Origin of the sequence: Mesorhizobium sp. INR15 (assembly GCF_015500075.1) — a bacterium.
Taxonomy (GTDB): Bacteria; Pseudomonadota; Alphaproteobacteria; order Rhizobiales; family Rhizobiaceae; genus Mesorhizobium.
The window spans coordinates 245,582-270,915 of sequence record NZ_CP045499.1 but is presented as its reverse complement, the minus strand read 5'-3'; the positions used below and the strand labels follow the sequence as shown (position 1 = coordinate 270,915).

At 60.1% G+C, this 25,334-nt stretch carries 22 protein-coding genes and 1 pseudogene; 8 read left to right on the top strand and 15 right to left on the bottom strand.

The features are described 5' to 3' along the window. The first annotated feature begins 25 nt into the window (after nucleotides 1–25). The 3 genes from tnpA (at nucleotide 26) to tnpC (ending at nucleotide 2,389) form a co-directional block, all read left to right on the top strand. A complete protein-coding gene (gene tnpA / locus GA829_RS35570; RefSeq protein WP_258052470.1) occupies nucleotides 26–448 on the top strand; it encodes an IS66-like element accessory protein TnpA in 423 nt (140 codons plus the stop codon). Beyond that, on the top strand, nucleotides 445–801 hold the full coding sequence (gene tnpB, locus GA829_RS35565; RefSeq protein WP_195180410.1) for an IS66 family insertion sequence element accessory protein TnpB: 357 nt from the start codon (nucleotides 445–447) through the stop codon (nucleotides 799–801). The genes tnpA and tnpB overlap by 4 nt, the downstream gene beginning before the upstream one ends. A 109-nt stretch (nucleotides 802–910) precedes the next feature. Continuing rightward, nucleotides 911–2,389 (top strand): IS66 family transposase, encoded by a 1,479-nt coding sequence (gene tnpC, locus GA829_RS35560; RefSeq protein ID WP_195180506.1) that lies wholly within the window; start codon nucleotides 911–913, stop codon nucleotides 2,387–2,389. Between the two features lie 292 nt (nucleotides 2,390–2,681). Here tnpC and GA829_RS35555 read toward each other — a convergent pair whose 3' ends face one another. The 6 genes from GA829_RS35555 to GA829_RS35530 all read right to left on the bottom strand — a co-directional run bounded on the left by GA829_RS35555 (nucleotide 2,682) and on the right by GA829_RS35530 (nucleotide 10,068). Further along, a complete protein-coding gene (locus GA829_RS35555) occupies nucleotides 2,682–2,915 on the bottom strand; it encodes a hypothetical protein (RefSeq protein ID WP_195180409.1) in 234 nt (77 codons plus the stop codon). Between the two features lie 22 nt (nucleotides 2,916–2,937). Next, nucleotides 2,938–3,801: a DUF6671 family protein gene (locus tag GA829_RS35550; RefSeq protein ID WP_195180408.1), complete on the bottom strand. Its 864-nt coding sequence runs from the start codon at nucleotides 3,799–3,801 to the stop codon at nucleotides 2,938–2,940. A 2-nt stretch (nucleotides 3,802–3,803) separates the two neighbouring features. Next, nucleotides 3,804–4,709: a sulfate adenylyltransferase subunit CysD gene (cysD, locus tag GA829_RS35545; protein WP_195180407.1), complete on the bottom strand. Its 906-nt coding sequence runs from the start codon at nucleotides 4,707–4,709 to the stop codon at nucleotides 3,804–3,806. Continuing rightward, a complete protein-coding gene (locus tag GA829_RS35540; RefSeq protein WP_195180406.1) occupies nucleotides 4,706–7,264 on the bottom strand; it encodes a YbcC family protein in 2,559 nt (852 codons plus the stop codon). Before GA829_RS35540 ends, cysD begins: the two co-directional genes overlap by 4 nt. Beyond that, nucleotides 7,261–8,895, bottom strand: coding sequence for an NADH-quinone oxidoreductase subunit L (locus tag GA829_RS35535; RefSeq protein WP_195180405.1), 1,635 nt, complete (start codon nucleotides 8,893–8,895; stop codon nucleotides 7,261–7,263). The genes GA829_RS35540 and GA829_RS35535 overlap by 4 nt, the downstream gene beginning before the upstream one ends. Nucleotides 8,896–9,282: 387 nt before the next feature. Further along, on the bottom strand, nucleotides 9,283–10,068 hold the full coding sequence (locus tag GA829_RS35530; protein WP_195180404.1) for an HAD-IA family hydrolase: 786 nt from the start codon (nucleotides 10,066–10,068) through the stop codon (nucleotides 9,283–9,285). A 170-nt stretch (nucleotides 10,069–10,238) separates the two neighbouring features. On the opposite strand from GA829_RS35530, the gene GA829_RS35525 reads away from it, so the two are divergent. Continuing rightward, nucleotides 10,239–11,111 (top strand): LysR family transcriptional regulator, encoded by an 873-nt coding sequence (locus tag GA829_RS35525; protein WP_195180403.1) that lies wholly within the window; start codon nucleotides 10,239–10,241, stop codon nucleotides 11,109–11,111. A gap of 303 nt (nucleotides 11,112–11,414) precedes the next feature. After that, nucleotides 11,415–11,945 (top strand): lipocalin family protein, encoded by a 531-nt coding sequence (locus GA829_RS35520; protein WP_195180402.1) that lies wholly within the window; start codon nucleotides 11,415–11,417, stop codon nucleotides 11,943–11,945. A gap of 83 nt (nucleotides 11,946–12,028) precedes the next feature. Here the strand turns inward: GA829_RS35520 and GA829_RS35515 are convergent, their stop codons facing one another. The 4 genes from GA829_RS35515 to GA829_RS35500 form a co-directional block, all read right to left on the bottom strand. Continuing rightward, entirely contained in the window at nucleotides 12,029–12,235 is a 207-nt protein-coding gene (locus GA829_RS35515; protein ID WP_195180401.1) for a DNA methyltransferase, read from the bottom strand. Between the two features lie 111 nt (nucleotides 12,236–12,346). Beyond that, the gene (locus tag GA829_RS37730; protein WP_195180400.1) at nucleotides 12,347–12,904 is read right to left on the bottom strand and encodes an O-methyltransferase; all 558 of its coding nucleotides are present in this window, start codon (nucleotides 12,902–12,904) and stop codon (nucleotides 12,347–12,349) included. Then, nucleotides 12,901–13,935: an alpha/beta hydrolase gene (locus tag GA829_RS35505; protein ID WP_195180399.1), complete on the bottom strand. Its 1,035-nt coding sequence runs from the start codon at nucleotides 13,933–13,935 to the stop codon at nucleotides 12,901–12,903. Before GA829_RS35505 ends, GA829_RS37730 begins: the two co-directional genes overlap by 4 nt. A gap of 64 nt (nucleotides 13,936–13,999) precedes the next feature. Beyond that, nucleotides 14,000–14,482 (bottom strand): ester cyclase, encoded by a 483-nt coding sequence (locus GA829_RS35500; RefSeq protein ID WP_195180398.1) that lies wholly within the window; start codon nucleotides 14,480–14,482, stop codon nucleotides 14,000–14,002. Between the two features lie 81 nt (nucleotides 14,483–14,563). Between GA829_RS35500 and GA829_RS35495 the strand changes: the two genes are divergently transcribed. Further along, nucleotides 14,564–15,469 (top strand): LysR family transcriptional regulator, encoded by a 906-nt coding sequence (locus tag GA829_RS35495; RefSeq protein ID WP_195180397.1) that lies wholly within the window; start codon nucleotides 14,564–14,566, stop codon nucleotides 15,467–15,469. Nucleotides 15,470–16,739: 1,270 nt separating this feature from the next. Here the strand turns inward: GA829_RS35495 and GA829_RS35490 are convergent. The 4 genes and pseudogenes from GA829_RS35490 to GA829_RS35475 all read right to left on the bottom strand — a co-directional run bounded on the left by GA829_RS35490 (nucleotide 16,740) and on the right by GA829_RS35475 (nucleotide 21,020). Next, nucleotides 16,740–17,042, bottom strand: coding sequence for a DUF1127 domain-containing protein (locus GA829_RS35490; protein WP_195180396.1), 303 nt, complete (start codon nucleotides 17,040–17,042; stop codon nucleotides 16,740–16,742). Nucleotides 17,043–17,545: 503 nt separating this feature from the next. Further along, nucleotides 17,546–18,625: pseudogene (gene gdhA, locus GA829_RS35485) on the bottom strand (NADP-specific glutamate dehydrogenase); the annotation flags it as partial. Nucleotides 18,626–18,648: 23 nt separating this feature from the next. Beyond that, nucleotides 18,649–20,049: an ISKra4 family transposase gene (locus tag GA829_RS35480; RefSeq protein WP_195180223.1), complete on the bottom strand. Its 1,401-nt coding sequence runs from the start codon at nucleotides 20,047–20,049 to the stop codon at nucleotides 18,649–18,651. Nucleotides 20,050–20,309: 260 nt separating this feature from the next. Further along, nucleotides 20,310–21,020 (bottom strand): plasmid pRiA4b ORF-3 family protein, encoded by a 711-nt coding sequence (locus GA829_RS35475; RefSeq protein ID WP_258052439.1) that lies wholly within the window; start codon nucleotides 21,018–21,020, stop codon nucleotides 20,310–20,312. 119 nt (nucleotides 21,021–21,139) lie between these two features. Between GA829_RS35475 and GA829_RS35470 the strand changes: the two genes are divergently transcribed. Both GA829_RS35470 and GA829_RS35465 read left to right on the top strand, forming a co-directional pair. Beyond that, nucleotides 21,140–21,307: a TOBE domain-containing protein gene (locus GA829_RS35470; RefSeq protein WP_258052469.1), complete on the top strand. Its 168-nt coding sequence runs from the start codon at nucleotides 21,140–21,142 to the stop codon at nucleotides 21,305–21,307. 66 nt (nucleotides 21,308–21,373) lie between these two features. Then, nucleotides 21,374–22,141 (top strand): substrate-binding domain-containing protein, encoded by a 768-nt coding sequence (locus tag GA829_RS35465; RefSeq protein ID WP_195180394.1) that lies wholly within the window; start codon nucleotides 21,374–21,376, stop codon nucleotides 22,139–22,141. Between the two features lie 403 nt (nucleotides 22,142–22,544). Here the strand turns inward: GA829_RS35465 and fdhF are convergent, their stop codons facing one another. Continuing rightward, on the bottom strand, nucleotides 22,545–25,334 hold the full coding sequence (gene fdhF, locus GA829_RS35460) for a formate dehydrogenase subunit alpha (protein ID WP_195180393.1): 2,790 nt from the start codon (nucleotides 25,332–25,334) through the stop codon (nucleotides 22,545–22,547).

Genomic DNA, 25,334 nt, shown 5'->3' with positions numbered 1-25,334 from the left:
ACGATCCGGTTTGGAGGATCGTTTTGTGTCTGGACTTGACCATAGACTTGAGCCGGAGGGCAAAATCCGGCGCTTTGAAGTTATCAACGGTGCGATGGGCCGTCGGCGCTGGTCGGCCGATGAGCGGGCGCGAATCCTGGAGGAGACATTTGTGCCGGGCGCTGTGGTGTCGGCAGTGGCGCGCCTGCACGGTCTGACGCCGCAGCAGCTGTTCACCTGGCGGCGCGCGGCGCGCACGCAATTGGAGGCTGAGGCGCCACCCGGCTTTGTGCCCGCGGTCGTGGTCGCGCCCGAGCCGATGGCGGCGAAGGAGCCGAGGCGGCGAGCGCCACGGCGATGTGTTGCGGCGATCGAACTGGAGGCGTCGGGCGTCACGGTGAGGATCGGCGACGGCACATCGCCGGCCACGATCGCGGCGGTGATCCGCGCACTGAAGGTCCCGTCGTGATCGGGCCGACGGGTGTGGTCAAGGTGATGGTGGCGACGAGACCGGTCGACTTCCGCAAGGGGGCCGAGGGACTGGCGGCTCTGGTGCGCGAGACGATGGGCGCCGAACCGTTCTCCGGGGCGATCTACGTCTTCAGGGCCAAGCGCGCCGACCGGATCAAACTGGTCTACTTCGACGGCACCGGCGTGTGCCTGCTGGCGAAGCGTCTGGAGGACGGGAGGTTCTGCTGGCCTGCCATCACCGATGGCGTGGTCAGGCTGACGGCGGCGCAGTTGCAGGCGCTGCTGGAAGGGTTGGATTGGCGGCGCGTGCATGACGCTCGCGAGACACGCGCGCCGATCGCGGCAAGTTGATTCCATGAGCGGCCAAATATGCTGGCAAAGCATTGGAATGCATGATTGAATCGGCTTTGTGAGCAATCCGGCCGACCCTCAGACCAACGATCCGATCGCGCTTCAGGCGATGCTCGCGGCGGAGCGCGCCGAGAACGAGCGGCTGCGCCAGATCATCAAGGAACTGCAGCGCCACCGCTTCGGCCGCAGGGCAGAGAGCCTGCCGGTCGACCAGCTGCTGCTGGGCCTGGAGGAGGCCGAGCAGATCGAGGCTGAAGGCTTCGCCGCGGAGGACACCGCCGATACTGCCAAGCGCGAGGCTCGCGCCAGGAAGCGCCGCGCCAACCGTGGATCACTGCCCGCGCATCTGCCGCGTATCGAGCAGATCATCGACATTCCCGACAAGATCTGCCCGTGCTGCAATGGAATGCTGCATGTCATGGGCGAGGATCGCTCCGAGCGCCTCGACATCGTGCCGGCCCAATTCCGCGTCATCGTCACGCGCCGCCCGAAATACGCCTGCCGAAGCTGCGAGGAGGTCGTGGTTCAGGCGCCGGCTCTGCCGCGGCTCGTCGAGGGCGGCATCCCGACCGAGGCGACGGTGGCCCATGTTCTCGTATCGAAATACGCCGACCATCTTCCGCTCTACCGCCAGTCCCAGATCTATGCCCGCCAGAGCGTCAATCTCGACCGCTCGACGCTCGCCGACTGGGTCGGCAAGGCGGCCTTCCTGCTTCGGCCGATCCATGAGCGACTGTTCGAGCGACTGAAGGCGTCGGGCAAGCTCTTCGCCGACGAGACGACGGCGCCGGTGCTCGATCCCGGCCGCGGCCGCACGAAGACTGGCCAGTTGTTCGCCTATGCGCGCGACGATCGCCCCTGGGGCGGGGTCGATCCGCCCGGCGTCGCCTATCTCTATGCGCCCGACCGCAAGGCCGAGCAGCCATTGCGGCACCTTCAGGGCTTCGTCGGAATCCTGCAAGTCGACGGCTATGCCGGATACAAGGCGTTGGCCGAGCGAAATGCCGTGAGCCTGGCGTTCTGCTGGGCGCATGTCCGTCGCCGCTTCTACGAACTGGCCAAGTCCGGCCCCGCGCCGATCGCGACAGAGGCGCTCCAGCGTATCGCCGAACTCTACAAGATCGAGAGCGAGATACGGGGACGCCCGCCCGAAGAGCGGCGAACCGCGCGCCAGGAGAGAAGCCGCCCCATCATCGATGCCCTCCAGCCTTGGCTGCGCGAGAAACTCGCCCTGGTCAGCCAGAAGAGTAAGCTCGCCGAAGCGATCCGCTACCCCCTCGCGCGCTGGGCCGGGCTCGCCCACTTCCTCGACGACGGCCGCGTCGAGATCGACTCCAACGTCGTCGAACGGGCGATCAGGCCGATCGCCCTCAATCGGAAGAATGCGCTCTTCGCTGGCTCCGACGGCGGCGGTGAGCAATGGGCGACAATCGCCTCGCTCATCGAGACCTGCAAACTCAACCGCGTTGATCCGTACGCCTACCTCGCCGACGTCATAACCCGCATCGTCGACGGCCACCCTCAGAACAAGCTCGACGACCTGCTGCCATGGGCCTATGCCTCCGCGCTACTCAAGGCCGTGGCCTGAGAACACCGCATACAATGGATGGCGCGCACTACCGGATGCGGTGTACCAGCATCCGGCGAATGCCATCGCCTGACATTCGAGCGATCGCGATCTTCGAGGAGACGATGCGGCGGAATCCCAAACTGGCGCCGCCTGCAGCGGCGGGACGACCTCGGCGTCGAAAATCTTCGTAAGCGGGTCAGGACGGCGTCGTTCTGCGGAACCTTCTTCTACAAGGGCAGCGTCGAATCCCTATCGCTCTCACTTTAATTGTCGCGCCGCACTGAACGTCGGTCCTTCAGGAGGGATCGGGTCAACGCGCAAATGTTTTAGGGGATCCCAGCTGCTGGTTTATGGCTGCGTGAGACTTCGCTTTCAAGAGCAACGATAGCATCGCCAGGTCACCCAGAAGATCCACGGGATCTCGGTCGGCGGATGTCCTGAGAGCGTCTTTCAGCCATGCACTCATACCCGGGTGTGCCAGCACCCAGGCAATGTGCTTTTCGATTTTCGGGAGCGTGTCATCGGGTGGTTGCGCAGCGGCCATTCGGTCCTCCTTTGTTTCCTAATCACGGATTGCACTCCTCGCATTGACCCGGGTCCGCAGTCGCCGCTTTAACCAGCCGCTCATCCCGAAAGCCACAGCCTTCACAGGAGTAGACGGTTGCTTTCAGGGCGGTCGTCGGGCCTCCACACCATGAACAGGGCAGGCCGAACAGCCTTTGCGTGATGGTAAATCCAGGCCTCTGGCAACCGGGGCAGGGGCTACGGAACAGCCGCACCAGATCGAAAGTCGCGCGTTTGATAGTGCGCATCCGGGTTGGGTTACGATGGGCGCGCATATCCGTCTCGACGAGAGCCGCGCCCCAGGTGATGATCACGGTTGCCACTGCACTTTCGAGATCGATCCAATCGCCAATGTCTTTGAAGAGTGCACGCTCCGGGGCAGGCTTCTGGTCGACGCAGCCCGCCACAATGACACCCTGTCGGGGAAACCCGGCGCGTTTGGCAAAGGCGATTGCAGAGGCTACGTCTTTAACAACGACGTGGCTGAAATTCGTATCCATCCCGGCGTAGTTGCCGATCAGTTCAAGGCCATTGAGCTGATCCTTGAGCACCACGATTTCGCGCGCAAGAGCGACAAAGGGAATTTGCGGGTGCGGCCCGAAGCTGCCTTCGCTGGCGACAGCTACACGCGCGCCAGGCGAAATCTCGAACGCCGCTGCAATCTTGGCCCTGGCGGCGTCGAGCTGTGAGCCACTGCGCTCAATGTCGTGGCTGAAGGTGCCGAACCTGTCGGTATCGATCCCCGGCGTCACCTCGACCCGCAATCCAAGGGCGCGCTGCAACAATGGTGCGATCACCCGCTCCTTACCGTGCATGGTTGCCAGCGCCGCAACTTCATTTTCATAGAGTTTTGCGACGATTGCCATCGTCAAAAATATCCCTCGCGCTTCTTCTGCTCGAGTGAGCCGCCGTCCTCGCCGTCGGCGATCCTTCCCTGGCGCTCGGAGCCCGTTGCGGCGAGCGTCTCGCCAACGACAGACAGGAGGTCGGTCGCGTCCGACTCGGTCGCCCCTGTGACCGGCCAGCAGCCGAGGGTACGAAAGCGCACGCTTCTGATTTCGGGGCGCTCGCCGGGCCGCGGTCGCATCCGTGTTTCGTCGTCGACAACGATCAACGCGCCGGCGCGCTCAACCACGGGCCTGGGGGCCGCGAAGTAGAGCGGCGCGAGCGCGATGTCGTTGACAAGCGCATAGGTCCAGATGTCGGTTTCTGTCCAGTTCGATAGTGGAAACACGCGCGCCGACTGGCCCTTGCCGAGCCGGGTATTATAGAGGCGCCAGAGTTCGGGACGTTGCTGTTTGGGGTCCCAGACATGGCCGACGCCACGCACTGAAAAAACCCGTTCCTTGGCACGCGATTTCTCCTCGTCACGACGCGCACCGCCGAAGATGAAGTCGTAATCGCCGGCATCGAGTGCGGCCTTAAGCGGCTCGGTGCGCATTTCCCACGTGTAGAGATCGCCATGGTCGAACGGATTGAGCCCCGCCGCGCGTCCGTCCTCGTTGGCATGAACGATCAACACGAAGCCATGTTCGCGGGCGAAGGCGTCGCGGAATTGGAGCAGGGATTTAAACTCCCAGGTCGAGTCGATGTGAAGTAGGGGAAACGGCGGCTTGCCGGGGAAGAAGGCGCGCAGCGCCAGGTGCGCCAGCACTGTTGAGTCCTTGCCCGCCGAAAACAGCATCACCGGCTTGCGGGCCTCGGCGATCGCTTCGCGCAGGATATGGATCGCCTCCGATTCGAGGCGCGCGAGGTGAGAGAGTTGAGCCGTCATACGGCGTCCTCCCATCGCAGGCTGCCGCGATAGCGTCGGATCTTGGTATCATCACCGAGGCGCAACAGATGGACCCAGCCATTGTCGACGAGCTGACGCACGCCCTCTTGCGAGGCGATGATGGTGTTCAAGGCCTCTTCGGGCGCGTCGATGATAACATTGAGCCGCAGCGGTTCGTGTACGAACCGCGTGCCGTCATGGACGGACTGCCAGGGCAGCCCGACCTTAAGGTCGCCGGCATTGCCCTCAAGCACGCCGATTTGGCTGACGACATTGTGCAACACCTTGTTGCCGCTGCCGAAGGCGCGGTTGTTCACCGACGAACCATAATATTGCAGGTTGATCCAGCTGGCGACGACCATCGGCGCCGTCATGATCAGCTCGAGGACGCCGAAGCCGGCATCCTTGCGCCAGTCATAATCATGCAGGAAGGCGCGGCCGCCGAGGTCGAGGCCCCGTGTACGTTCCCGCGGCGCGGCGATGAAAGCGGCGTTGCCGGCAAGACCCCATTCGGGCCGAACCTGCGCCCAGTCACGGCTGCGGGCCTTCACCGCGCTATCGATGTTCTCGTCCTTGCCGACGCCCAGCAGCAAAGCCCGTTCGGCGCGCGCGAGCGACGACGCCTTCGCCAGTTCTTCGCGGACACGAGCCACATCGGTCGCGTGAGACGCCTGCAGCTGATCGGCGCCAAAGATGCGGACCTCGTCGGTGGTCGTGTCGTGCAGGCAACCAAGGAACCATGTGTCGTGCGGAATATCGATGCCGATCTTGGCCAGTCCTTCTCGGACGTGAGCGTCATTGAGTATCGCCGCGGCCACACGGGCATTGGCCTCACCGGTGTGACCGCCACATGCTCCGCAATCAAGGCCCGAGGCATGCGGATTGTTGACCGTCGTGCTGCCATGACCGGTCAAGAGGACCAGCCGAGCGAAGTTCTCGGTCAGCGACATCGCCCGCAGCACCGCTTGCGCCATCGCGATGCGCTGCTCGACATCAAAGCCGGTTTCACGGCCATCGACCAAGCGCGGTTCGAAGCGCGGTCCGATCCGCCCGATAACTTTGCGGTCAAGGCCGTCGGTGTTGGGGTCGCTGACGATGCGGGTCAGCCCGGCGCTGTCGCCGATGAGCTTGCCGACGAACAGCAGGCCCGCCGTCTCGACATAGGTAAATGAGGAGACGGCGGAAAGCTTGAACGCCTTCCACGCCTTGGCGGCGCGCCGCCGCAGCAGACGTAGGCCAAGAACCTTGTCAGCCTCCGCGTAAGACGCTCCCGCTACTTCCTCGCAGACGACGAAGGCGGGCTTCAGCAGGACCGGGCATTGCGCTCCGCCAGTGGAGCGGCCGATCGGGATATATTCGATCGGAAACCCGAAGAAACCGGCAAAGCCTATCGTCTCGACATCGCTCGACACAGTCTCCAGAGCCCTTCGAAAAACCTCGGAACGCACGTCGATGCAAAACGCCGCCTGCACCGCGCGGCGGCCACCTGCTTCGACCTTGTGTCCGGTAAAGTGCCCGGTGAGGCGTTTGATCAGCCGGCGGCGATAGGCCGCCTCATAGGCTTCCTGCAGCATCAGATCGACCACCAGTTCAGGGTCGTCGCCGAGACGCTCATCCGCCGGCAAGGCGGCAGCATCCACCATCGCCTGCGCCCAGGCGGCGTTGAAGGCGGGATCCCTGCGCTCAAGGAACAGGGCATAACCCCACACCAGCCGTATCGCCAGAAGCTCGACCAGCGTGTCGTCTTCGCGCCCATGGAGCGCGTTGTCCCAGACGCGGTAGCGGACATAACCCGCCCATCCACCGATGTCGCTCAGAGCGCGGTACAGATAGTCCTCGACGGCGCGATCGGGGATGCCTAGCGCCTTAACGACAGCGGCGATCGCCATGCGCGCATCGTCGGGCATCGCGGCGACCGCCGAACGAAAACCCCTGATCCCCATCGTATCGGGATTGCGGTCATGGCGCATCGTGGCGCGCCAGGCGGCATAGGGCGGCAGCCCGCGCGACGGCATGCGCCAGGCCGACTGGCCCTCGTCGAAGTAGGCCGCGCACCATTTGGATATTTCGTCGATCATGAAGGCGGTTCGCGACGCCTGCCGATCACCTTTGGCCAACCGATCGAGTACCTCGGCGATGGTTGCCACAACGGCGCGCGGCCTATGACCGGTTACGGGCTCGCGCATGGCAGCTGCGCGCAACTCTTCAATATCCATCGCTGCGGAGGAGTTTGGGGACAGCGCGTTCACCGCGACAGCGAGGTCGCGATCATCAATCACGCGATCGCTTAGAGCCTGTCGGTAGAAGGCTCGCGGCATCAACATGTCGATGCCGGCGACACGGCGCAACGTCGCGGTGGTGGCCGCAAAACTCTGGTCGCTGAACCCAAGAAAGGGATTGACCGCGACGAAGTGCTTGAGCGGCCAGAGTGGCGCGATCTTGCCGCAGGCGCGCGTGATCGCGGCTTCGATGGCGTGGGATAAAGCGCCGTTCGCAGTGTGCTTCACCGTGGGACAGGCGTCTGGATCAGTTTCGATGGCGACGGCGATGCTCATGGTTTGGCTCCGGTGACAGGGGCGGTCGAGGTGGCTGCGATGGGTCGGAAGGGCGGCTGGCTGGGCCAGAAGCGCAGCACCAGTCGATTGGCGAGGGTGTTGACGTAGAGGCCGTTGGACAGGTGGACGTAAAGCGCCTGCCAGAGCGGCTCACCGGGCTTGCCTGGCAGCAGACTCTGCAGGATGGTGACGGCGGCGAAAGCCAGAACGACGAGCGCCGTGATGACCAGATCAAAGGGCCCGCGCAGCGCCTTTACCGGCGGCAACGCGCCGGCAAGCAGATGCTCGGCGGCGAGCTGAAGGCCAAAATAGGCGCCAGCGACAATAACGGCGAGTGCCACAGTGCGACCGACGACATACAGGCTAAACCTTTCGTCCAGCGACTGGGTGACGAGATGCGCAAGCCCCAACATGACGATCGCGCCGAGCGCGAACACACCCGGCTGGGCGGTGATCGTCGCACCGAACAGTGTGCCGATCACGAGAGTGACCGCCATAACCAGGCCAACGATCATCGCCATCCGCGCGGGATGGGGTTCCCCGCCGGGGCTCGGCGACCACGAAGCGCGGGCAAGATCGATGACGCTGCCCGACGACAGGAAGGCGTGCGCCTTGTACAGCGAATGGGCGACGATGTGCAGCAATGCGGCCGAGAATGCCCCGAGCCCGCATTGCAACATCATGAAACCCATCTGGGCGATCGTCGAATAGGCGAGCGACACCTTGATGCTGGTCTGCGTAAGCATCACCACGGAGCCAAACAGCGCGGTGATGCCGCCGACGATGACCAGCACCTCCAGAGACGGTGTCGACAGCGAGATCACGCCGGCTAAGCGCAGCACCAGGAAGCCGCCGGCGTTAATGACGCCCGCATGGAGCAATGCCGAGACCGGCGTTGGTGTCTCCATAACTTCCGTCAGCCAACCGTGCAGCGGAAACTGGGCTGATTTGAGCAAGGCGGTGACGACCAGAAGCCCCGCGACCGCATGGATCGCGCCAGGCACGACGCCTGTGGCACGCATAGCTTCAGCTCTGCTGAACAGGGCTGCATAATCGAGGCTGCCGAAAGTCTTGTACAGCAGAACGATCGCGCCGATCAGGCAGACATCACCGAGGCGACCGGCAAGGAATTTTTTGCGCGCTGCCAGAACGGCGGATGGACGCTCAGGGTAGAAGAGGAGGAGTTTGTTGAGCCCTACGCTCGTCGCGACCCAGGCCATCGCGAACTGCAACAGGTTGCCCGAGATGATCAGCATCAGCACGGCGGCTAGCGTGAGGGATAGCCATCTGGTGAACCGTCCCTGGTTGGGATCGCCTTCGAGATAGTTACGGCTGTAGCGAATGACGATGACGCCAACGAACGCGACCAGCACGAACATGATCGCCGTCAGCGCGTCGAAATAGAGACCAAGACCGATGCCTCTCAGCCCGAAAGTGCCGGTGTGAATTTGCCCCACCACAAAAAGGCCGATGGCGGCAGCTGCCGCGAGACCCAGTGTCGAAAAGCAAGCCGCGAATGCGCAAACGTTCACCAAACGTGGCGCTCGATTGGCTAGGGCGCTCGGCGGCAGGCCCACGCCTGCCAGCATGAGCGGCCCGAGAGCGAGAAGCCAAAGCAGGGAACCAGACATGATCGACTCCAGATGAAAGGACCATCTGGATACCTCATCAAGTAATTTCGATAAAATACAGAGATTGAAACTAATCGTTCGCTTCTATAAAACTTTTGAAGAGTGACCACGTTCGCTCCATGCTGCAAGTGCCTGCTGCTATTGCCCTGCCAATTGACCACGCCAAAAGGCATGAGGCGTCGCCAGCCGAATCGGGTCGTCATCGATTCTGCAGTTTCACCTGAGAGGAAGTGTGGCTTGGTGCGACCGCCATAGTTGGCGTAAGCGGCGCCACGGGCAACTGAATGCCCGAGCAGGCCGCTCATCACAGAAGCTGCAGGCGCTTGGGCGCAATACACACCAAAGCGCACTGCGTTCACTGGATATTGTTGTAGGTGGCGGATGCTCTTACATCTTAACCTGGCTGGCAGCTTCCGCATTCGCGGAAACGCAAACCGCTCTCAGAAAGGCTAGATCGACAAGTCCGTTCTTTGGTCTGGCACCTTGAAAGGAATGGGCCGGCTCATGTCTTTCGCCGAGATCTGACAACACAGCACTTGCCCCGGTAAAGTCATCCGATATCGTATAGTCGCTCAAGGTGACGATCGTCGGCAAGTTGGCGGCTAACGCCGCACGCAGTCCTACATTGGAATCCTCGATGGCCACGCAATCAGCCGGCCTTAGCCTTAAGCGCTCGAGAGCCCACAAATAGACGTCAGGGTGGGGCTTCTTACGATCCACCGCTTCGTTGGCAGCGATCAGGTCTATCATAAAGGGCAATTTCGGGTCCTGGCTCAAGAGAGCCTCGACGCCAGGCTTTGAGGCCGTGGTCGCTATGGCAATCAGCACTCCGGCAGCATGCGCCTCGCGCACGAGCCGCAACATTCCCGGCCGTAGAGGGATCGTCGGCGCAATCTTGGCAAAGTGACGAATCTTCGCTTGGTGGACCTTGACGATCAGCCCCGATGCGATGGCATCGTCCAGCAGCTCCGGTCGGCATCTTTCAAGGTAGAAGCGTAGGCGCTCCTTGCCGCCAGCCACCGCGAGAAGTTCGCCATACAGGCTCTCGTCCCAATGCCAGTCGAGCCCTAATTCAGCGAAGGCCTGGTTGTAGGCGGCACGCTGCCCGAAGCGTTCGGTTTCGGCGATCGTGCCGTCGAAATCCAACAGGAGACCACGAAGTTTGCCGTTCATGCAGAACACCTCATGGCGCGCGCCACTTTGATTTCACTTACGCTGAACGAGACGTTGGACCGACGGTGCAAATCCGAAGCCCAAAACCTGCCAGCTGGAATTATCATTTTAATGGAATTCACTAAATTACCAATATTGCAACATATCGTTCTGTTTTATAGAGTGTCGCAATGGCGGCCTTAAACTACCACCACCTTCGCTACTTTTGGGCAATTGCTCATGAAGGCAGTCTCACTCGCGCCTCTGAGCGGCTGAACCTTTCTCAGTCGGCGCTCTCGGTTCAGCTCGCAAAGCTGGAACAACAGCTTGGTCATCCGCTCTTTGAGCGGGCCGGCAAACGGCTTCTCCTCACCGAGGCGGGCCGGATTGCGCTCGACTATGCCGACACCGTGTTCCAGGCGGGCGACGAGCTTGTCAGCACGATGCAGGGCCGCCCCCTCAACAGCCGGCAGGTGTTGCGTGTTGGCGCGCTGACGACGCTCTCGCGAAATTTTCAACTGGAGTTTCTCCGCCCGCTGGTTGGCCGCGCGGACATCGAGTTGATAGTGCGGTCTGGTACGCTGCGAGACCTGCTCGCACAGTTGGAGGCCCATTCGGTCGACGTGGTGCTGGCCAACAGCGCGCTGAAGGAAGACGCTCAGGCGAGCCTGCGCAGCCATCTGCTCGACCAACAACCGGTCGCGCTGGTCGGCCGTCCGAGCGAGCAGCGCCGCCGTTTCCGCTTTCCAGAAGACCTTCGCACTGAGCCGATCCTGCTTCCCAGCCTGGACAGCGACATCCGCTTCGGCTTTGACAGATTGCTCGAACTCGCCGGCATCCGCCCCATCATTATCGCCGAGGTTGACGACATGGCCATGCTGCGCGTGCTCGCCCGTGAAAGCGACGGGCTGACGCTGGTGCCTCCAATCGTGGTGCGCGACGAGCTGGCGGCCGGCGAACTGGTCGAGGTCTGTCCGATCGCAAATCTCAGCGAGACCTTTTACGCCATCACGCAGAAACGACGATTTCCGAACCCGCTGCTCGCTGAATTGATCAAACGTTGACCCAGACTTTGATGGGACATCTTTTTTGTCGGAATCAGGGGATACGTTGTGTGAACGTTCTGCATGGATGCGCCGAGAAGGTAGCCGGTATGCCGTCGCGCGGGAGATGATTGCCATACCGCATTGACAGCGACGACATCGAACCCTGCCTTGAGCAAGGCGGTTTCGAAATGATAAAGAACGAACGCGGCGCAGGCAGCCTCGGGAACTGAGTCTCTTGTCGCGCGATGAGAAGCCCCATCCATCGCCCCCATCATCGCGGAGAATCTGGTCTGGCTCTGGTCCGTATGATATTTGACGGTCATGAAACTGAAAATGATCCTCCCGCTCCTCGCAGCTGGTGCCCTTGCAGCCTGTACCTCGGGCTCGGTTGGCAACCGCTCGGTGCCGCAACCCGCGAAAAGCGTTGAGTTGAACCGCTATGTGGGCCGCTGGTACGAACTGGCACGCTATGAAAACGGCTTCGAGCGCAACTGCGAAGGCGTCACTGCTGACTACGCGCTGGGCGACGACGGCATGGTCAAGGTCGTCAACACCTGTCACCGGGGAAGCCTGGACGGCACAATAATGACCGCCGCAGGGTGGGCCGCAGTGGTTCCGGGCAGCGGCAACGCCAAGCTCAACGTGTCGTTCTTCGGCCCGTTCTACGGAGATTACTGGATCCTCGACCACGCGCCCGACTACGCCTGGTCAATCGTCGGCGAACCGTCCGGCCGCTATCTATGGATTCTCGCCCGAGCGGCCAAGCCGTCGCCTCAGACTCGCAAGACGCTTGAGAACCGGGCGCGAGCCCTCGGCTATGACGTCAGCCTGTTGCGCTGGACGAAGCAGTGATCCGCAGGGTCTCCGACGTCCCAGCCTTCTTAGACCAGAATATCAGTGGTCCTGGCAGTGCCGGGGCTAAATCGGGGCCGGGGTCATCCGCTCGATGTCATAGAGTACACCCGCATTGAGGCGGTGAGGACGTGGGAGCGGTCAAGCTGGATGTCCAGGAACTGCCGTTCGGCGGTTCGGGCCGCCACCAGCGTGAATCCAGAACCGCAGAATGGGTCAAGGACCAGGTCGCCGGGTTTGATGAACGCCTCGACTCTCGCGGCGGCACGGTAAAGAGTGCACCCGAGCACATATCACGTTCAATCAGGCCACGGCGTAAGCCGTGCCAGCTTTGGTCGATGTAAAGTCATTCGCTGAAATCATCGCCGCGCGGATCCTGAATCGTTCCAGTTCATCGACTATTAGAGGCTAAATTTACGCCGCACCAAGGTGCTACCATCCTCGATCGATGGGGCTGAGCTGAAGCGTTCTGGATTGTTCAGCACTGCCAACAGGTGCCGCCTCCGCGTAGTTGAGGCCAACCCCAAGTTTGCACATACCAGTGTCCCGCCAGGCGAGATTGCTTCGACGAGCGCGTCCAGTAGTCGGCTGTCTGGGGCATAGCCATCAAAGAATACCAGTCCATAGCCGAGCTTTAGGCGTGCGAGAACCTCCGTGAAGTCGCCTGTATGGACCGTTATGCGGCCTGCCATACCGGCCCCCGCTATGTTGTCTCGGGCTAGTGCCGCGTGAAGCGGATCGCCCTCAATCGTATCGACATGCGCGTCGGGGCGCGCCGAAGCAAGGCAGCAGGCTGTGTAACCTAGGGCGGTCCCAAGCTCCAGTATCCGGCTTGCCCCAGAAGCGATAGCCACGTGAGTAAGCGCGCGTCCATCTTCGAACGTATAGGCTTTGCAGGCATGGTCGCGGCGGTGGGTGCGCGTGGCCGCTTGGATCGCGGCAAAGGGATCCGTGATCATGTGGGTTTCAGAAAATAGTCCGAAACCCACTTGGTCGCGGCATCAATTGTGATCGGGTCTTCGTAGAACTGGAATTGCGTTTGCGTTCCGAGCCATAACAATTGCTTTTGCACCGCAGGAATCGCTGCGAAGAGATCGCGCGGCACTTTCGGCCCGCTAGCTGCGCGATCGGCGTGGACCATGAGGGTCGGCGTGGTCAACTTGGTTACGGCAATGTCCGTCCGAGTGGTCCAAAGTTCTGCCTCGCTCATCGCGGCAATTCGGTTTTCCCAAAGGCCGCGATGGCCGAGGAACATATTCCGGCCCCCCCAGGGGTGATAGTAAAGGCGCGCGGCCTCGAAATTCAGGATCACGTTAGGTGATTGCTGGTTTGCATCTTCGTTGACGATTGGCACGTACTCCACTGAACCGTCGGCCGCAAACGCGGCCGCAGCAGCTTGGCCATTTGCTACTCTTGCTGCGACCGCCGCGTCATTCCCGTAATACATGCGACAGACTTCAGGGGTCAGATAATGACCCGCTACAAGGGCAATACTGTGCAGCCGTGCTGCCTTCAGCGCCGCTGCAATCGCCCAGTTTGCGCCCTGACAGACCCCAAGAATATGTAGCCTTGCAGGGTCAATGCCCGGCCACTCCGCCAAAAAGTCCAGTGCCGCTAGCAGGTCTTCCGTCTTTCGGACGCCACTTTCCCAACGACGCGGCTGGCCGCTGCTTTCCCCCGTCCCGCGTGGATCAAAGATCAGCGTCGTGATGCCAGCGCGCGCCAGTCGCGTGGCATATTGGATCGGAGCTTGTTCCTTGACCGTGCCGATAGGGCCAAGGATCACGACTCTGGGGCCGGTGACCGATCCGGCAGGCTGGAACAGGTTACCAATAATCTGTTCCCCGCCACTTCTGAATTCGACGCGTGCCACCGTGTAGGGTCCGACATCGATCCGTTGCTTGGCGCCCCAGTCTTGCGTAGGCAAGATCGCTTGAGCTGCGCCGCCAGACAAAGGCGGGCTTTGTGTAGTAAGTTTGGGGTCTGTCATAGCGTTCTCTGAAAATGTGGGAAGCCTATGCGAGCCGCCAAGATCGACGCACCGCTGTCGTGTGTCACTGGAACGCGCCCATCTGGAACAAGCCACCTAACCAGTCTTCGACATGCCAGGTCCTGACTACCTTTCCATCCTCAAACTCATGGATATCGACGGCCATGACCTTGAAAGGCTGATTTTTCGCCTTGAAACCGGCAAACGGGCCAACCTGCGTGCCGGAGATGGTCGACCGGACGATCACAAATTTCCCAGCGTCGATGATCTGGTCGTTGACGACATGCATATCGGCGAAGGTCTTATGAAACCCGTCGATCACAGGTTTCATCGCGTCGCGGCCAAGGCCTTGACCGGGGTTTGGCGGGACGTCTTCCCAGTTTTTGGCAAGCACCTTGTCCAGGAGATCGGGTTTGTCCTGGCTGATCGCGTCGTAGAAGAGCTTGATCGTTTGAGTGTTGGTGGTCTGGGCGAGTGAGGGTGTTGCGACCGCCGCCATTGTTATGGTCAGCGCCAACGCGCTCATACGCAGGGTGTTCAAGATCATAGCTTGCCTCATTTGAGTGGGATTTCTTGCAACGTGAACGAAGCGTGGTAATGTTGGAAATAAATTGAGTGAATTGCCGTTATGCAGAAAACGAATTATCTGGATGTTGAACTGGACGACCTACGCGTCCTTCAGTCCCTGTATGAGACCCGCAACACCACCCGCACCGCCGAGCATTTGAACAAAAGCCAACCCGGTGTAAGCCGGGTACTTGCGCGGCTCAGGCGCGTGTTGGGGGATCCGTTGTTGGTCAAAGCCCCTGGAGGAATGATCCTGACCGACCGCGCATTGGCATTGCGCGGACAACTGACGCAAACCATCGCAAGCATAGAGGCGCTCTTGTCGCCGAAGCAGTTTGATCCGAAAGAGGCGGAAGGGGTATTTCGCCTTTCAACGACCGACTATGGTGCGCTTGCCATTCTCCCAAGCCTGATGCCGCGACTAACCAAAGAAGCCCCCGGAATTTCACTGGAAGTGCTTCCATTCTCTGGCGATGTGTTCAGGCATTTAGCCGAAGGGCGGACGGATATGGTGCTGTTCAGTGATGATCCGGTGCCGCTGCCTTTACGCACGCGAACACTTTATACAGAAGGCTACTCCTGCCTGGTTGGCCCCTCGCACCGGCTGGCAGGCAAGGTCGATGTGAGTTTGGATGAGTTTCTGGGATCCCCGCACGCTTTGGTCAGTATTCTTGGCGGGCGAACCGGTGTAGTTGATGACGCTTTGCAACAACTCGGCTTAAGCCGCCATATAGGTTTGTGGCTTCCGTACTTTGCGACAGCGGCCAACGTGATCGCAATCACCGACCTGATCCTTACGCTTCCATCGCGCAGCGCGACGGCACTCGCAAGGTCCGTCGGGCTGCACTTGTTTCCGTTGCCATTGGTTGTGCCAACATTTGACTATCGCCTTATCTGGCACGAACGCAGCCAAGCTGATCCGGCCCATTTGTGGCTACGTGACCTGGTATTTGAGGGCGCCTCATAGTGGCACCCCGCTTCGGAATGAGCCGGACGGATGACGCCTGGACGGAAACGTCCACGGCATTGCGATCTTGGGAAGGGTCGATTGACCGCAGCCGACGCATATCAATGAGGACCTGGTAAGGGAGGAATTGCAGGTGAGGCATATTCGCCTCGTCGTGCGCGAAGACAACATTTGAAGCTCCATCAGGACGGTGCAAAAGGCACCGCTAGGAAAGAACCGCGGGTCTTTGATCTCCCGGAGCAGTTAAGGTGCGGAGTTCAGGGTGTGAGTCTCTGCCCGGGAGCTGAAATGCGCCCCTTCCCGACGAGCCTCGAGATCCTGATGAAAGTCTTCATAACCATTCCATGAGCTTATCAAAAATGATAAAAATCTTCAAGGTGACGCTATGTCGCTGGCATGTATTTAAATTATACTTATATGTGTTTGACATTCCTGTTGAGATGGCGATTTTCACTTCCGTGAATAAGAAACTTCATCATCGGCCTGCCTTCCGAAAGCGGCCTCAAGCGCGCCATTAGCCCTGGTTTGGCCTTCGCAAGGCGCCTGACCAGGGATATTCCTTACCACCCTCAAATAATTGAAGCTTCTGGCACGGGCGCGCATTCGACGCGCACCAGAAGTTTTGTCCTTGGAAGGAAAACGAATGGCCCAGAAAAAGGGAAATCGAGAAATACGAAAACCTAAGCAGATCAAGGAGAAACCGTCTCAGGCAGGGTCTATTTCCGATCTTGCCGTCAAGTCGGCCCTGCCAGGCAAACGGCGTTAGACTGCACAGCAGGGGCGGCCGCATCCACATGCGGCCGCCCCTCGACGCAAACTAATAGGGGTGAAGCGGCTTCTTTGCCGCCCTCCATAGTGCGTCGCTTCACCGGACACCGTCAGAGCACCGCGAACGCGATGATCATCAGCGCCAGTAAGCTTATCGCGATAAAAGCCCTCGTCATCGTATCGTCCACTGCATGTCTCCAAGGTCCTGAGAGTGCGGGATCAGCGCCGTTACCAATTGTCCACGGAGCAGACCGCATAGGCGCGAGGTAGCCCGCGTTATAGGCATGCGAGCGATCGTACATCTGGCCTCCATCGTCCGCCCATCTGGCGATACAGGGATCATATCGAACAGGTGTCTGCCGATTGGGGATCCAAGGTTTGGAGGTCATGGAACCCGACAAATGTGGATCCCAAATATATGGCGACGAATTCATGTCTTACTCCTTTCATCTGCTTCTAGTTCGGTCGCGCGGGCACGACTGGGGGACCAGTCTCGTGCTACTCACGCGGCTTCCCGTAGTTGAACGAAATCGTCGCGAATTTTCATAACGGTGGGTTCTGACGGGGTTGAGGCTTTGCTGGGCCGCGAAAACAGGCCGTCGACGACCCGCGGGATATCGTTTCGACAGATTCCGATGTCGTTGAGCATTCTGTCGTCAAGTCGCCGAAGCTCGGAAATCGCCCTCTCGCGCTGCCATCGCCGCAGGCCGACCAAAATATGGCGGGCTATAGACGCAAAAATCCGACCTCCATTCCATCCAAGCGCTGGAGTGATGGGGTTTTGTTTGTCCTCTTGATTGGACATGACGTCCTCCATGAAAATGAGGTGATGCGGAAGCGGCTACAAACTCTGGCCGCGCGGTACGGCTCGGTCGAAGACCGTCCGCAACCGGGATCTAGTGGCGCTGTCAGCGCGATCGAAGGCTGTCGCTCGAACGAACAGTGCGATGGGCCGGGCCGGGTGTGATGGGTGAGCCCCGAGTCGCGGAAGGCGCGAGCGCCGTTCCCGCTCGGGGCTACGAGCGGGTCGCCAGCAAACCTGCGCGAAGCAGGTATTTTCTCTGTCGGAACCTAAACATCATGATAGCAATATAGGCGAAATATTACTATCATGCAATAATAACAAATACAGAAAGACATTATGCCGCTGGGACATTCGATGAATATTCCATCGTTGGTGTCGCAGAAGTAAATTTCGCAAAGTCGAGAGTTGCGGCCCTGGCCGAATGAAAGGCGCTCTTTGCCGCAGGCATGGCGAGCCGCAGCAGGCGAGGTTCATGCGTCACGCTGCCTGCAGCCACCACCCGATCAGATAACTCCTAGCGCCCGCATCGCTTCCGCCACCCGCACAAATCCAGCGATGTTGGCACCAAGGACATAATTACCGGGCGCGCCATACTCTTCCGCCGTGCGGGCGCAGGTGTCGTGGATATCGCGCATGATTTCGGCAAGCCGTTCCTCGGTCCGCTCGAACGACCAGCTGTCACGGGACGCGTTCTGCTGCATCTCCAAAGCCGACGTAGCGACGCCGCCTGCATTCGCGGCCTTGCCCGGAGCAAAAAGCACATTTGCGGCCTGGAATATCTGGACTGCCTCGGGTGTGCATGGCATGTTGGCGCCTTCACTGAGTGCCATCAGGCCGTTCTTCACAAGAGTGCGCGCATCCTTGCCGTCGAGCTCGTTTTGCGTGGCTGACGGGATTGCGACCTCGCAGGGAACGTCCCAGATCGAGCCCTTGTCGATGTAACGCGCACCGCTTCCCTTGAGGCGTGAATACTCGGAAATGCGCTCGCGCCCGACTTCCTTGATTGCCTTGACCAGACCGAGATCGATGCCGCTCTCATCGACCATATAGCCGCTGGAATCCGAGCATGCCACGACGGTGGCGCCACAGGCGATGAGCTTCTCCATTGCGTAGATGGCAACGTTTCCGGAACCGGAGACGACCGCCCGCTTGCCTTCCAAGCCTTCGTCCTTCGTGGCCAGCATTCGCTCCAGGAAATAGACCGCACCATATCCGGTGGCTTCCTTGCGGGCGCGGGAGCCGCCGTAGGCCAGGCCCTTGCCCGTTAGTACCCCCGCCTCGTAGCGGTTTGTCAGCCGCTTGTACTGACCGAACATGTAGCCAATCTCGCGACCTCCAACGCCAATGTCGCCGGCGGGAACATCGATGTATTCGCCGATGTGACGATGAAGTTCGGTCATGAAAGACTGGCAGAAACGCATGATCTCGCCGTCGGACTTGTCGCGTGGATTGAAGTCGGCGCCGCCCTTTCCGCCGCCGATCGGCAATCCTGTCAGGGCGTTCTTGAACGTCTGTTCGAAGCCGAGAAACTTGATGATCCCCAGATTGACCGAGGGGTGGAACCGAATGCCGCCCTTGTAGGGGAGCATAAGGATTTGTGGGGCGGTCATGCGGCACTGGCTATTACTCTGTGCTCCTGACTGTCGTTGACCATGCCTGGATACCATTGCCGGAAGGTCGAGTGCAGGGAGCCGTCAAGGGTTTGGGTGCGGGTTTGCAGCAAGAGATGCGCGCCGACTTTGCTCCATTGCATCTGCTGTTTCTTGGCGAACCGCTTGGAGATAACGGCATTGACGGTCGCCTCGACGAAAGCCGAGGAGATGCGTTCGCCGGACCGGTAGCGCTCGCCATAATTGATCAGGCTCGTACTGTTGGAGGCGATGTAGACCTGGAACTCACCGATAGCGGTCAGGAACTTGCGCATATTCGGATAGTCTGTGTCGATGCCTTCCGCATCGAATTGCAAGTCGGCGATTTCGTCGCGGGCCCGGTACGTATTTCCGTGCCAGAGATACCATTTGATCTTGCGTAGAGCTTCAAGCATGTCTTGTCCGGCCTGCTCGTCGTGATTTTCGAGTCCCTGCGCGAACTGGCGAAGGACCGTGATGCGCATGGTGATATGGAACCAGTCGAGGACGTGCTCACTGGCCGGCGCGATCATCTCGGCGAGCGATCGGACCTCGTCGCCGCCATCTGTGATGAAAGTAATATCCTGATTCGCCTGCACGCCCTGCTTTTTGAGATGATCGAGGATGCGCCGCTGCGGCTTACGGTCGTAGCCGTGGACGAAACCAATGTAGCGTGGATCACCGTCTTCGGGCAGCGAGCGGCCGACGATCAGCTCGAAGTTCTTCTTCCGGTCTTTGCGGTCGCGGATGTATCCGCCATCCAGACCTATGACGATGCGGCCATCCGGAATGGGGAGGTTCATCCAGTCGCGCGGGCAAGCATCCTGCATGAAGGAGACTCTTTCTTCCGTCAGCTCCCGCTCGATACGGCGGGCCGAGCGCAACGCATGCTGCCGAACCGTCGTGGCATTGGCGCCGCAAGTGATCGGCAGAACGTCGGCCAGCAATTCGGCTGCGGCAGCATAGGGCACGAGCGAGGCCCATCGGGTCTCCAGATAGAGGCGTTCGGGCGCGATATGGTCGGGGATCAGTTTCCGTAGAGGTGAGATTGTTGTGGGGCCGTTTCCTGTGGCCATCGGGGGCAGGTAATAGCGCGGGCTCTTCAGCCGCACGTCGCCGAACAGAGTGTGGAAAGTGACGGGATAACTTCCCTTGCTGCGCAGGCGGCGACCATCAAGATCGCGGTTTTCCTGGAGCCACAATTCCACCTGCGTCTCCACCAGCGCCTGCTGCAGCTTCGCCAGAAGGGTCTTCGCCTCAGATAGCGACAGACCGAGGTCCTCAGCCCCTTTCGTCTCTTTCACCAGATAGGCGACCGTTTCGGTTGCGAGCGGCACGCCGTTGTCGTCCATCATCTGCAATACCAGTCGCGCCCGCATGTCATCACTCCAAGATCGAGTTTTCCAGAATGGCCGAAGTGGAAAACCTGATGCCTGCAAAACATCCGTTTGCGCTCTTCGGCCGTGCTGGAAACAGTGATATCGAATACGGGTTACCGCCGTGCTCCTGCGCCGGAAATTCGATCAGGGTTGCGGATCCGGCCGCACGAGCGTTGCTTACGGAGATCCAGCCCGATCGCGGTGATGATGTGGCCCCCTGGCGGTCGACCTGCTTTCGAAAGATCGAGACGCCAGAACCCTCACATCTGCTGATGCATAAGGTTGAGATGTTCACCCTGTTGCAGGCATTCATTCGTTTTCCGGCGTTCGAAGCGGTCTCCCAGCCAGCTTGCGCGCTCCTTCAGCCTCCCCAGCGAGGCGCGAAGTTCCTCGGCGTGGTCTGGATCGTCCAGCACGGCAAGGGATTTCGTTTCGGCGACTTCCCGCAGAAAATCCGTCGTGATCTCCAGGTCGTTCATTGTCTCGTAGCCGAAGGCGTTGTCCTGCCGCCACATCCAGGCTTCCGGCCCACCGCAGTCTTCCTTCGGGCAGTCGCCGTCTCCTCCCTTGCATGCCGGATAGTGAGCGCCAGGTTTGACTGGCTGGCGCTCCTCCAGCCGGATCTCGTGCTTCCAGGGAATGTTGAGGTCGTATTCGTACAGGAACCGGCTGCCTTTGCGCAGCTTCAATTCGCCAAGCGTCATGGTCGGGGAACGGGCACCCGTCTCCCACGAGCCGTACCGCGCCGTGTGAATGATGAATTGGTAAAGGTGGATGCCCTCCCATCCCATCACGACCTGAAGGACGCCATGAAATTCGCGCAGCGTCGTCGTCGAGGCAACCTGAACCCGACGCCACACCATCGGGTTCACGTTATTTAGCCAGACGCGGAACTGCAGGATGAAAACCTCATCCTCCGAGGCTGCCGCCTTTCCGACAGTTTTCCTTGCTGCCCGTTTTGCGCTCTTCACACCCGCCGATCCCATCGAAATTCAACGGGGACGGCATACTTCGTTTAACCATGCCCCACAAATCCTCATGCTCCCCAGCCTGGCCAGTATCTTGAATGGACGCTCGGCATCGACCATATTTGGGCGGTAGCGCCATCTATGAGATCGATATCGGCGGCATCACGAAAATCCGTGTCAACACCCAGATCAATGGCACAGCGGTGCGTGAAGGCGAGAAAATCGAAATTGGCTTCGATTCTGCCGACTGTGTCTTACTCGATGAAGACGGACTGCGCATGGCGCGTTAGTGTGGATGCTGAATCAAATCGAAGGGCGGTGCCCCATGAGGAATCGCTTTGGGAGTGTGCATACCAATGAGATCCGCCGCACCTCCCTCAACGATACTGATTTACGCTGCGGGAAGCTTGAGGTATGTCCTTCCGTTTTTGATTTCCGCCTTCTCTGAAATGACCGGGGTTCAAATTGAAACGCGGCATGGCCCCGCCGGCCTGCTCCGGGAGCGCATTGAAGCGGGCGAGCGGCCAGATATCTTCCTGTCCGCCAACGTCGCTCATTCGGCTCGTCTTGCCGAACAAGGTCTGGCCTTGCCACCTGTGGTCTTTGCCCGCAACACCATGGCCGCAGTCGTGCACCGCGATGCCGGATTCACGTCGGTGAATTTCATCGACCGGCTACTTGACCCTATCATCGGCATCGCCACCTCGACACCGTCAAAGGATGCCTCGGGCGACTATGCCTGGGCAATCTTCCGACGAGCGGAAAAACTCAGACACGGCAGTTTCGCCATCCTGGACGCCAAGGCCCAGCACCTGGTCGGAGGCTCTGATATGGCAAACGCGGCGGGACGCTATGACCCGATTGTGGCGGCGTTGGCGGCTGGAACGGTGCATGTGTTTCTCGGCTATCGCACCGGCTTGAAAGGGCTGGCGGAGGCTACACAGGGGGTCAAGATCGTCAAGATTCCGGCAAATCTAAATGTCGTTCCGGAATATGGCTTGGCCGCACTGAAGGACTGTTCGCTGGCTGGGATGGCCTTCGCGTTGTTTATTATCTCGGCGGCGGGACAGAAGCTGCTGCAAAATTTCGGCTTTCAGCCGGTCGCGCTCTCGCAAGGACGCTGAGCCCGCAAGATTGCGCCCGGTCCCATGAATCACGAATCAGAACCCGGCGTGGTATCGAACCGGATGAGCTTCGCAGTCTCGCGACCCCTGCTGCCGAGGCGCCGGCCGGACGAACTACCAGGCAATTCGACTGTGCAAGAAGCGTCCTGTTGCTCGAACGTCGCCACGGTAGCAACGCCGTCCGCGGTCGGCAGCATTGCCGCAGATAGTCGTCACGCACTGTCTTCCCTATCGGCGCGGGCAACCGTGCATTTTCGTAATCTGGTCCGCCATCATCGAGACCTGTCATAGCCGTCATGAGAAGCTTCACGAAAAGCAATGGACACACGAGCGCCAATAACGGGGCGCTCGTATGTTCCAAGCCGTCGCTCGTTGATGGATGATGTCGGCAAACTGAGTTCGATTACTCGGCTGCCTCCGCATGAGCCTTCTGCGCGACGCGAGCGGCGCAATATTTGAACTCCGGTATTTTGCCGTAAGGATCAAGCATCGGGTTGGTCAGCTTGTTTGCCGGGCTTTCGTTGAAACAGAAAGGGATGAAAATCATTCCGTCCGCCACCTCGCGGTCAGCCCTCAAAATCGCCTCGATGGTTCCACGCCTGGTTTCGACCTGGATAACATCACCCACCGACAAATCGCGCCGTTTGATCTCGTAGGGGTTCATCGCCGCGATGCCTTGCGGCTCGATTGCATCGAGCACGCCGGCGCGCCGAGTCATGGCGCCGGTGTGCCAATGTTCCAGCATGCGGCCGGTCGTTAGCACCAGCGGATAGTCCTCATCCGGCACTTCGTCGGGCGGGAGAAGGTCAGTCGGCACGATGCGGCCCCGACCATCGCTGGTCGGGAAGCGCGACGAGAAGATGACTTCATTGCCTGGCACATCTGGGCCATCAGCAGGATATACCACCGAGCCCTCGCGCTCGATCCGTTCCCAAGAAATGTGTTTCAGCGACGGCATGACCCGCGTCATTTCGGCATAGACGTCGGATACGTCATTGTATCTCCAGCCAAGATCCATGCGGTTGGCGAGATCGATGATCAGGTCGAGATCCTGGCGCGCGTCGCCAGGAAGCTCAAGTGCGGGACGGCCGATCTGCACCTGCCTGTTGGTGTTGGTGTAGGTCCCGAATTTTTCGGCATGGGCGGATGCAGGCAGCACGACATCGGCATGCCAGGCGGTCTCGGTCAGGAAAATGTCCTGCACGACCAGATGATCCAGCTTGGCAAGTGCCGCGCGCGCATGGGTCTGGTCGGGGTCCGACATCGCCGGGTTTTCGCCCATGATGTACATACCCTTGATTTCGTCGGCATGGATGGCGTCGATGATCTCGACCACCGTCAACCCGCGCTTCGGATCGAGCGTCTGGCCCCAGAAATTTTCGTACTGCGAGCGAATGTCGATGTTCTCGACCGACTTGTAGTCGGGGTAGTACATTGGGATCAGCCCCGCATCCGAAGCGCCCTGCACGTTGTTTTGCCCACGTAGAGGGTGGAGGCCGGTACCGGGACGGCCGATATGTCCTGTGATCAGCGCGAGCGCGATCAGGCAGCGTGAGTTATCTGTGCCGTGCGTATGCTGCGAAATGCCCATGCCCCAGAAAATCATCGAGCGCTCGGCCCGCGCGTATATGCGCGCGACGTCTCGCAACACACTTGCGTCAATTCCGCAAACCTCAGCCATGGCCTCTGGTGAGAAATCCCTGACCTTGAGTTTCAGTGCCTCGAAGCCGCTGACATTGGCCTGGATGTACTGCTCGTCGTACAGCTTCTCTTCGATGATGACGTGGATCAGCGAGTTCAGCATGGCGACATCGCTGCCCGCCTTGAAGCGCAGAGAATGCGTGGCATGGCGCATCAGGTCCTGGCCACGCGGGTCCATGATGATCAATTTCAAACCGCGCTTGACGGCTTGCTTGAAATAGGTGGCCGCGACAGGATGGTTTGTCGTCGGTCGTGCGCCGATGATGATGGCGCATTCGGCCTTCATCGCATCCATGAACGGCGCCGACACGGCACCGGAGCCAACACCTTCCATCAAGGCAGCGACGGAAGATGCGTGACAAAGTCGGGTACAGTGATCGACATTGTTTGTACCGAAACCTTGCCGGACGAACTTCTGAAACAAATACGCTTCTTCATTCGAGCCCTTGGCCGAACCAAAGCCAGCGAGCGCGGGACCGCCGTGATCCTTGAGGATAGTCTTGAAACCTGAGGCCGCGCGCTCCATCGCCTCTTCCCATGTGGCTTCGCGGAATACCGTCAGCGGATCGACATAACGCAAATCCGCCTCACCGAATTTCGGGGCATCGTCGCGACGGATAAGCGGCCTGGTCAGGCGATCCGGTGACATCGCATAGTCGAAGCCGAAGCGCCCTTTGACGCAGAGCCGATTCTCATTTGCCGGGCCATTGCGGCCGTCAACCTGGACGATTCGGTTGTCCTTCACGGCCACGCTGGTCTGGCAGCCGACGCCACAGAATGGACAGAGCGTGTCTACAACCTTGTCGAACTCCTGGACAGTGCGCGTCTTGCCGGACTTGCCCATCAAGGTCTTTTCGTAGAGCGCACCCGTCGGGCATGCCTGTACGCATTCGCCGCAGGTCACGCAGGTTGAGAGCCCCATGGGATCGTGCATATCGAAAACGGGAACGGTATGTCCGCCGCGATCGGCCATGCCGATGACGTCGTTGACCTGAACCTCACGGCACGCACGAACGCAGGCGCCGCACGCAATACAGGCATCCATATTGACGGCGATCGCAGGGTTGGAAATGTCGAATTCGGCTACGTCGGCATCGTGAAACTTGGAACTGAAGCGTTGGCTTCCAGCAATGCCCATCGATCCGGCCCACTGCCAGAATTTCGACTGGTTGTCTGGACCGTCAGCCGCTGGCCGCATGTTGCTGGCAAGCAGCTCGAAAACCATTGCTCGCGACTTCTCGGCCCGTTCGGTGTCGGTCTTTACGATCATTCCGGTGGTCGGCTTGCGAATGCACGATGCCGCCAGCACCCGCTCGCCCTCGATATCGACCATGCATGCCCGGCAATTGCCGTCAGCCCGGTAACCCGGCAGATCGACATGGCAGAGATTCGGAATGGCGGTGCCTTCGCGCTTGGCCACCTGCCAGATGGTCTCGCCTTCGGTTGCCGTGACCGACTTACCGTCCAGTGTGAATTCGACGGGACCAGCCAT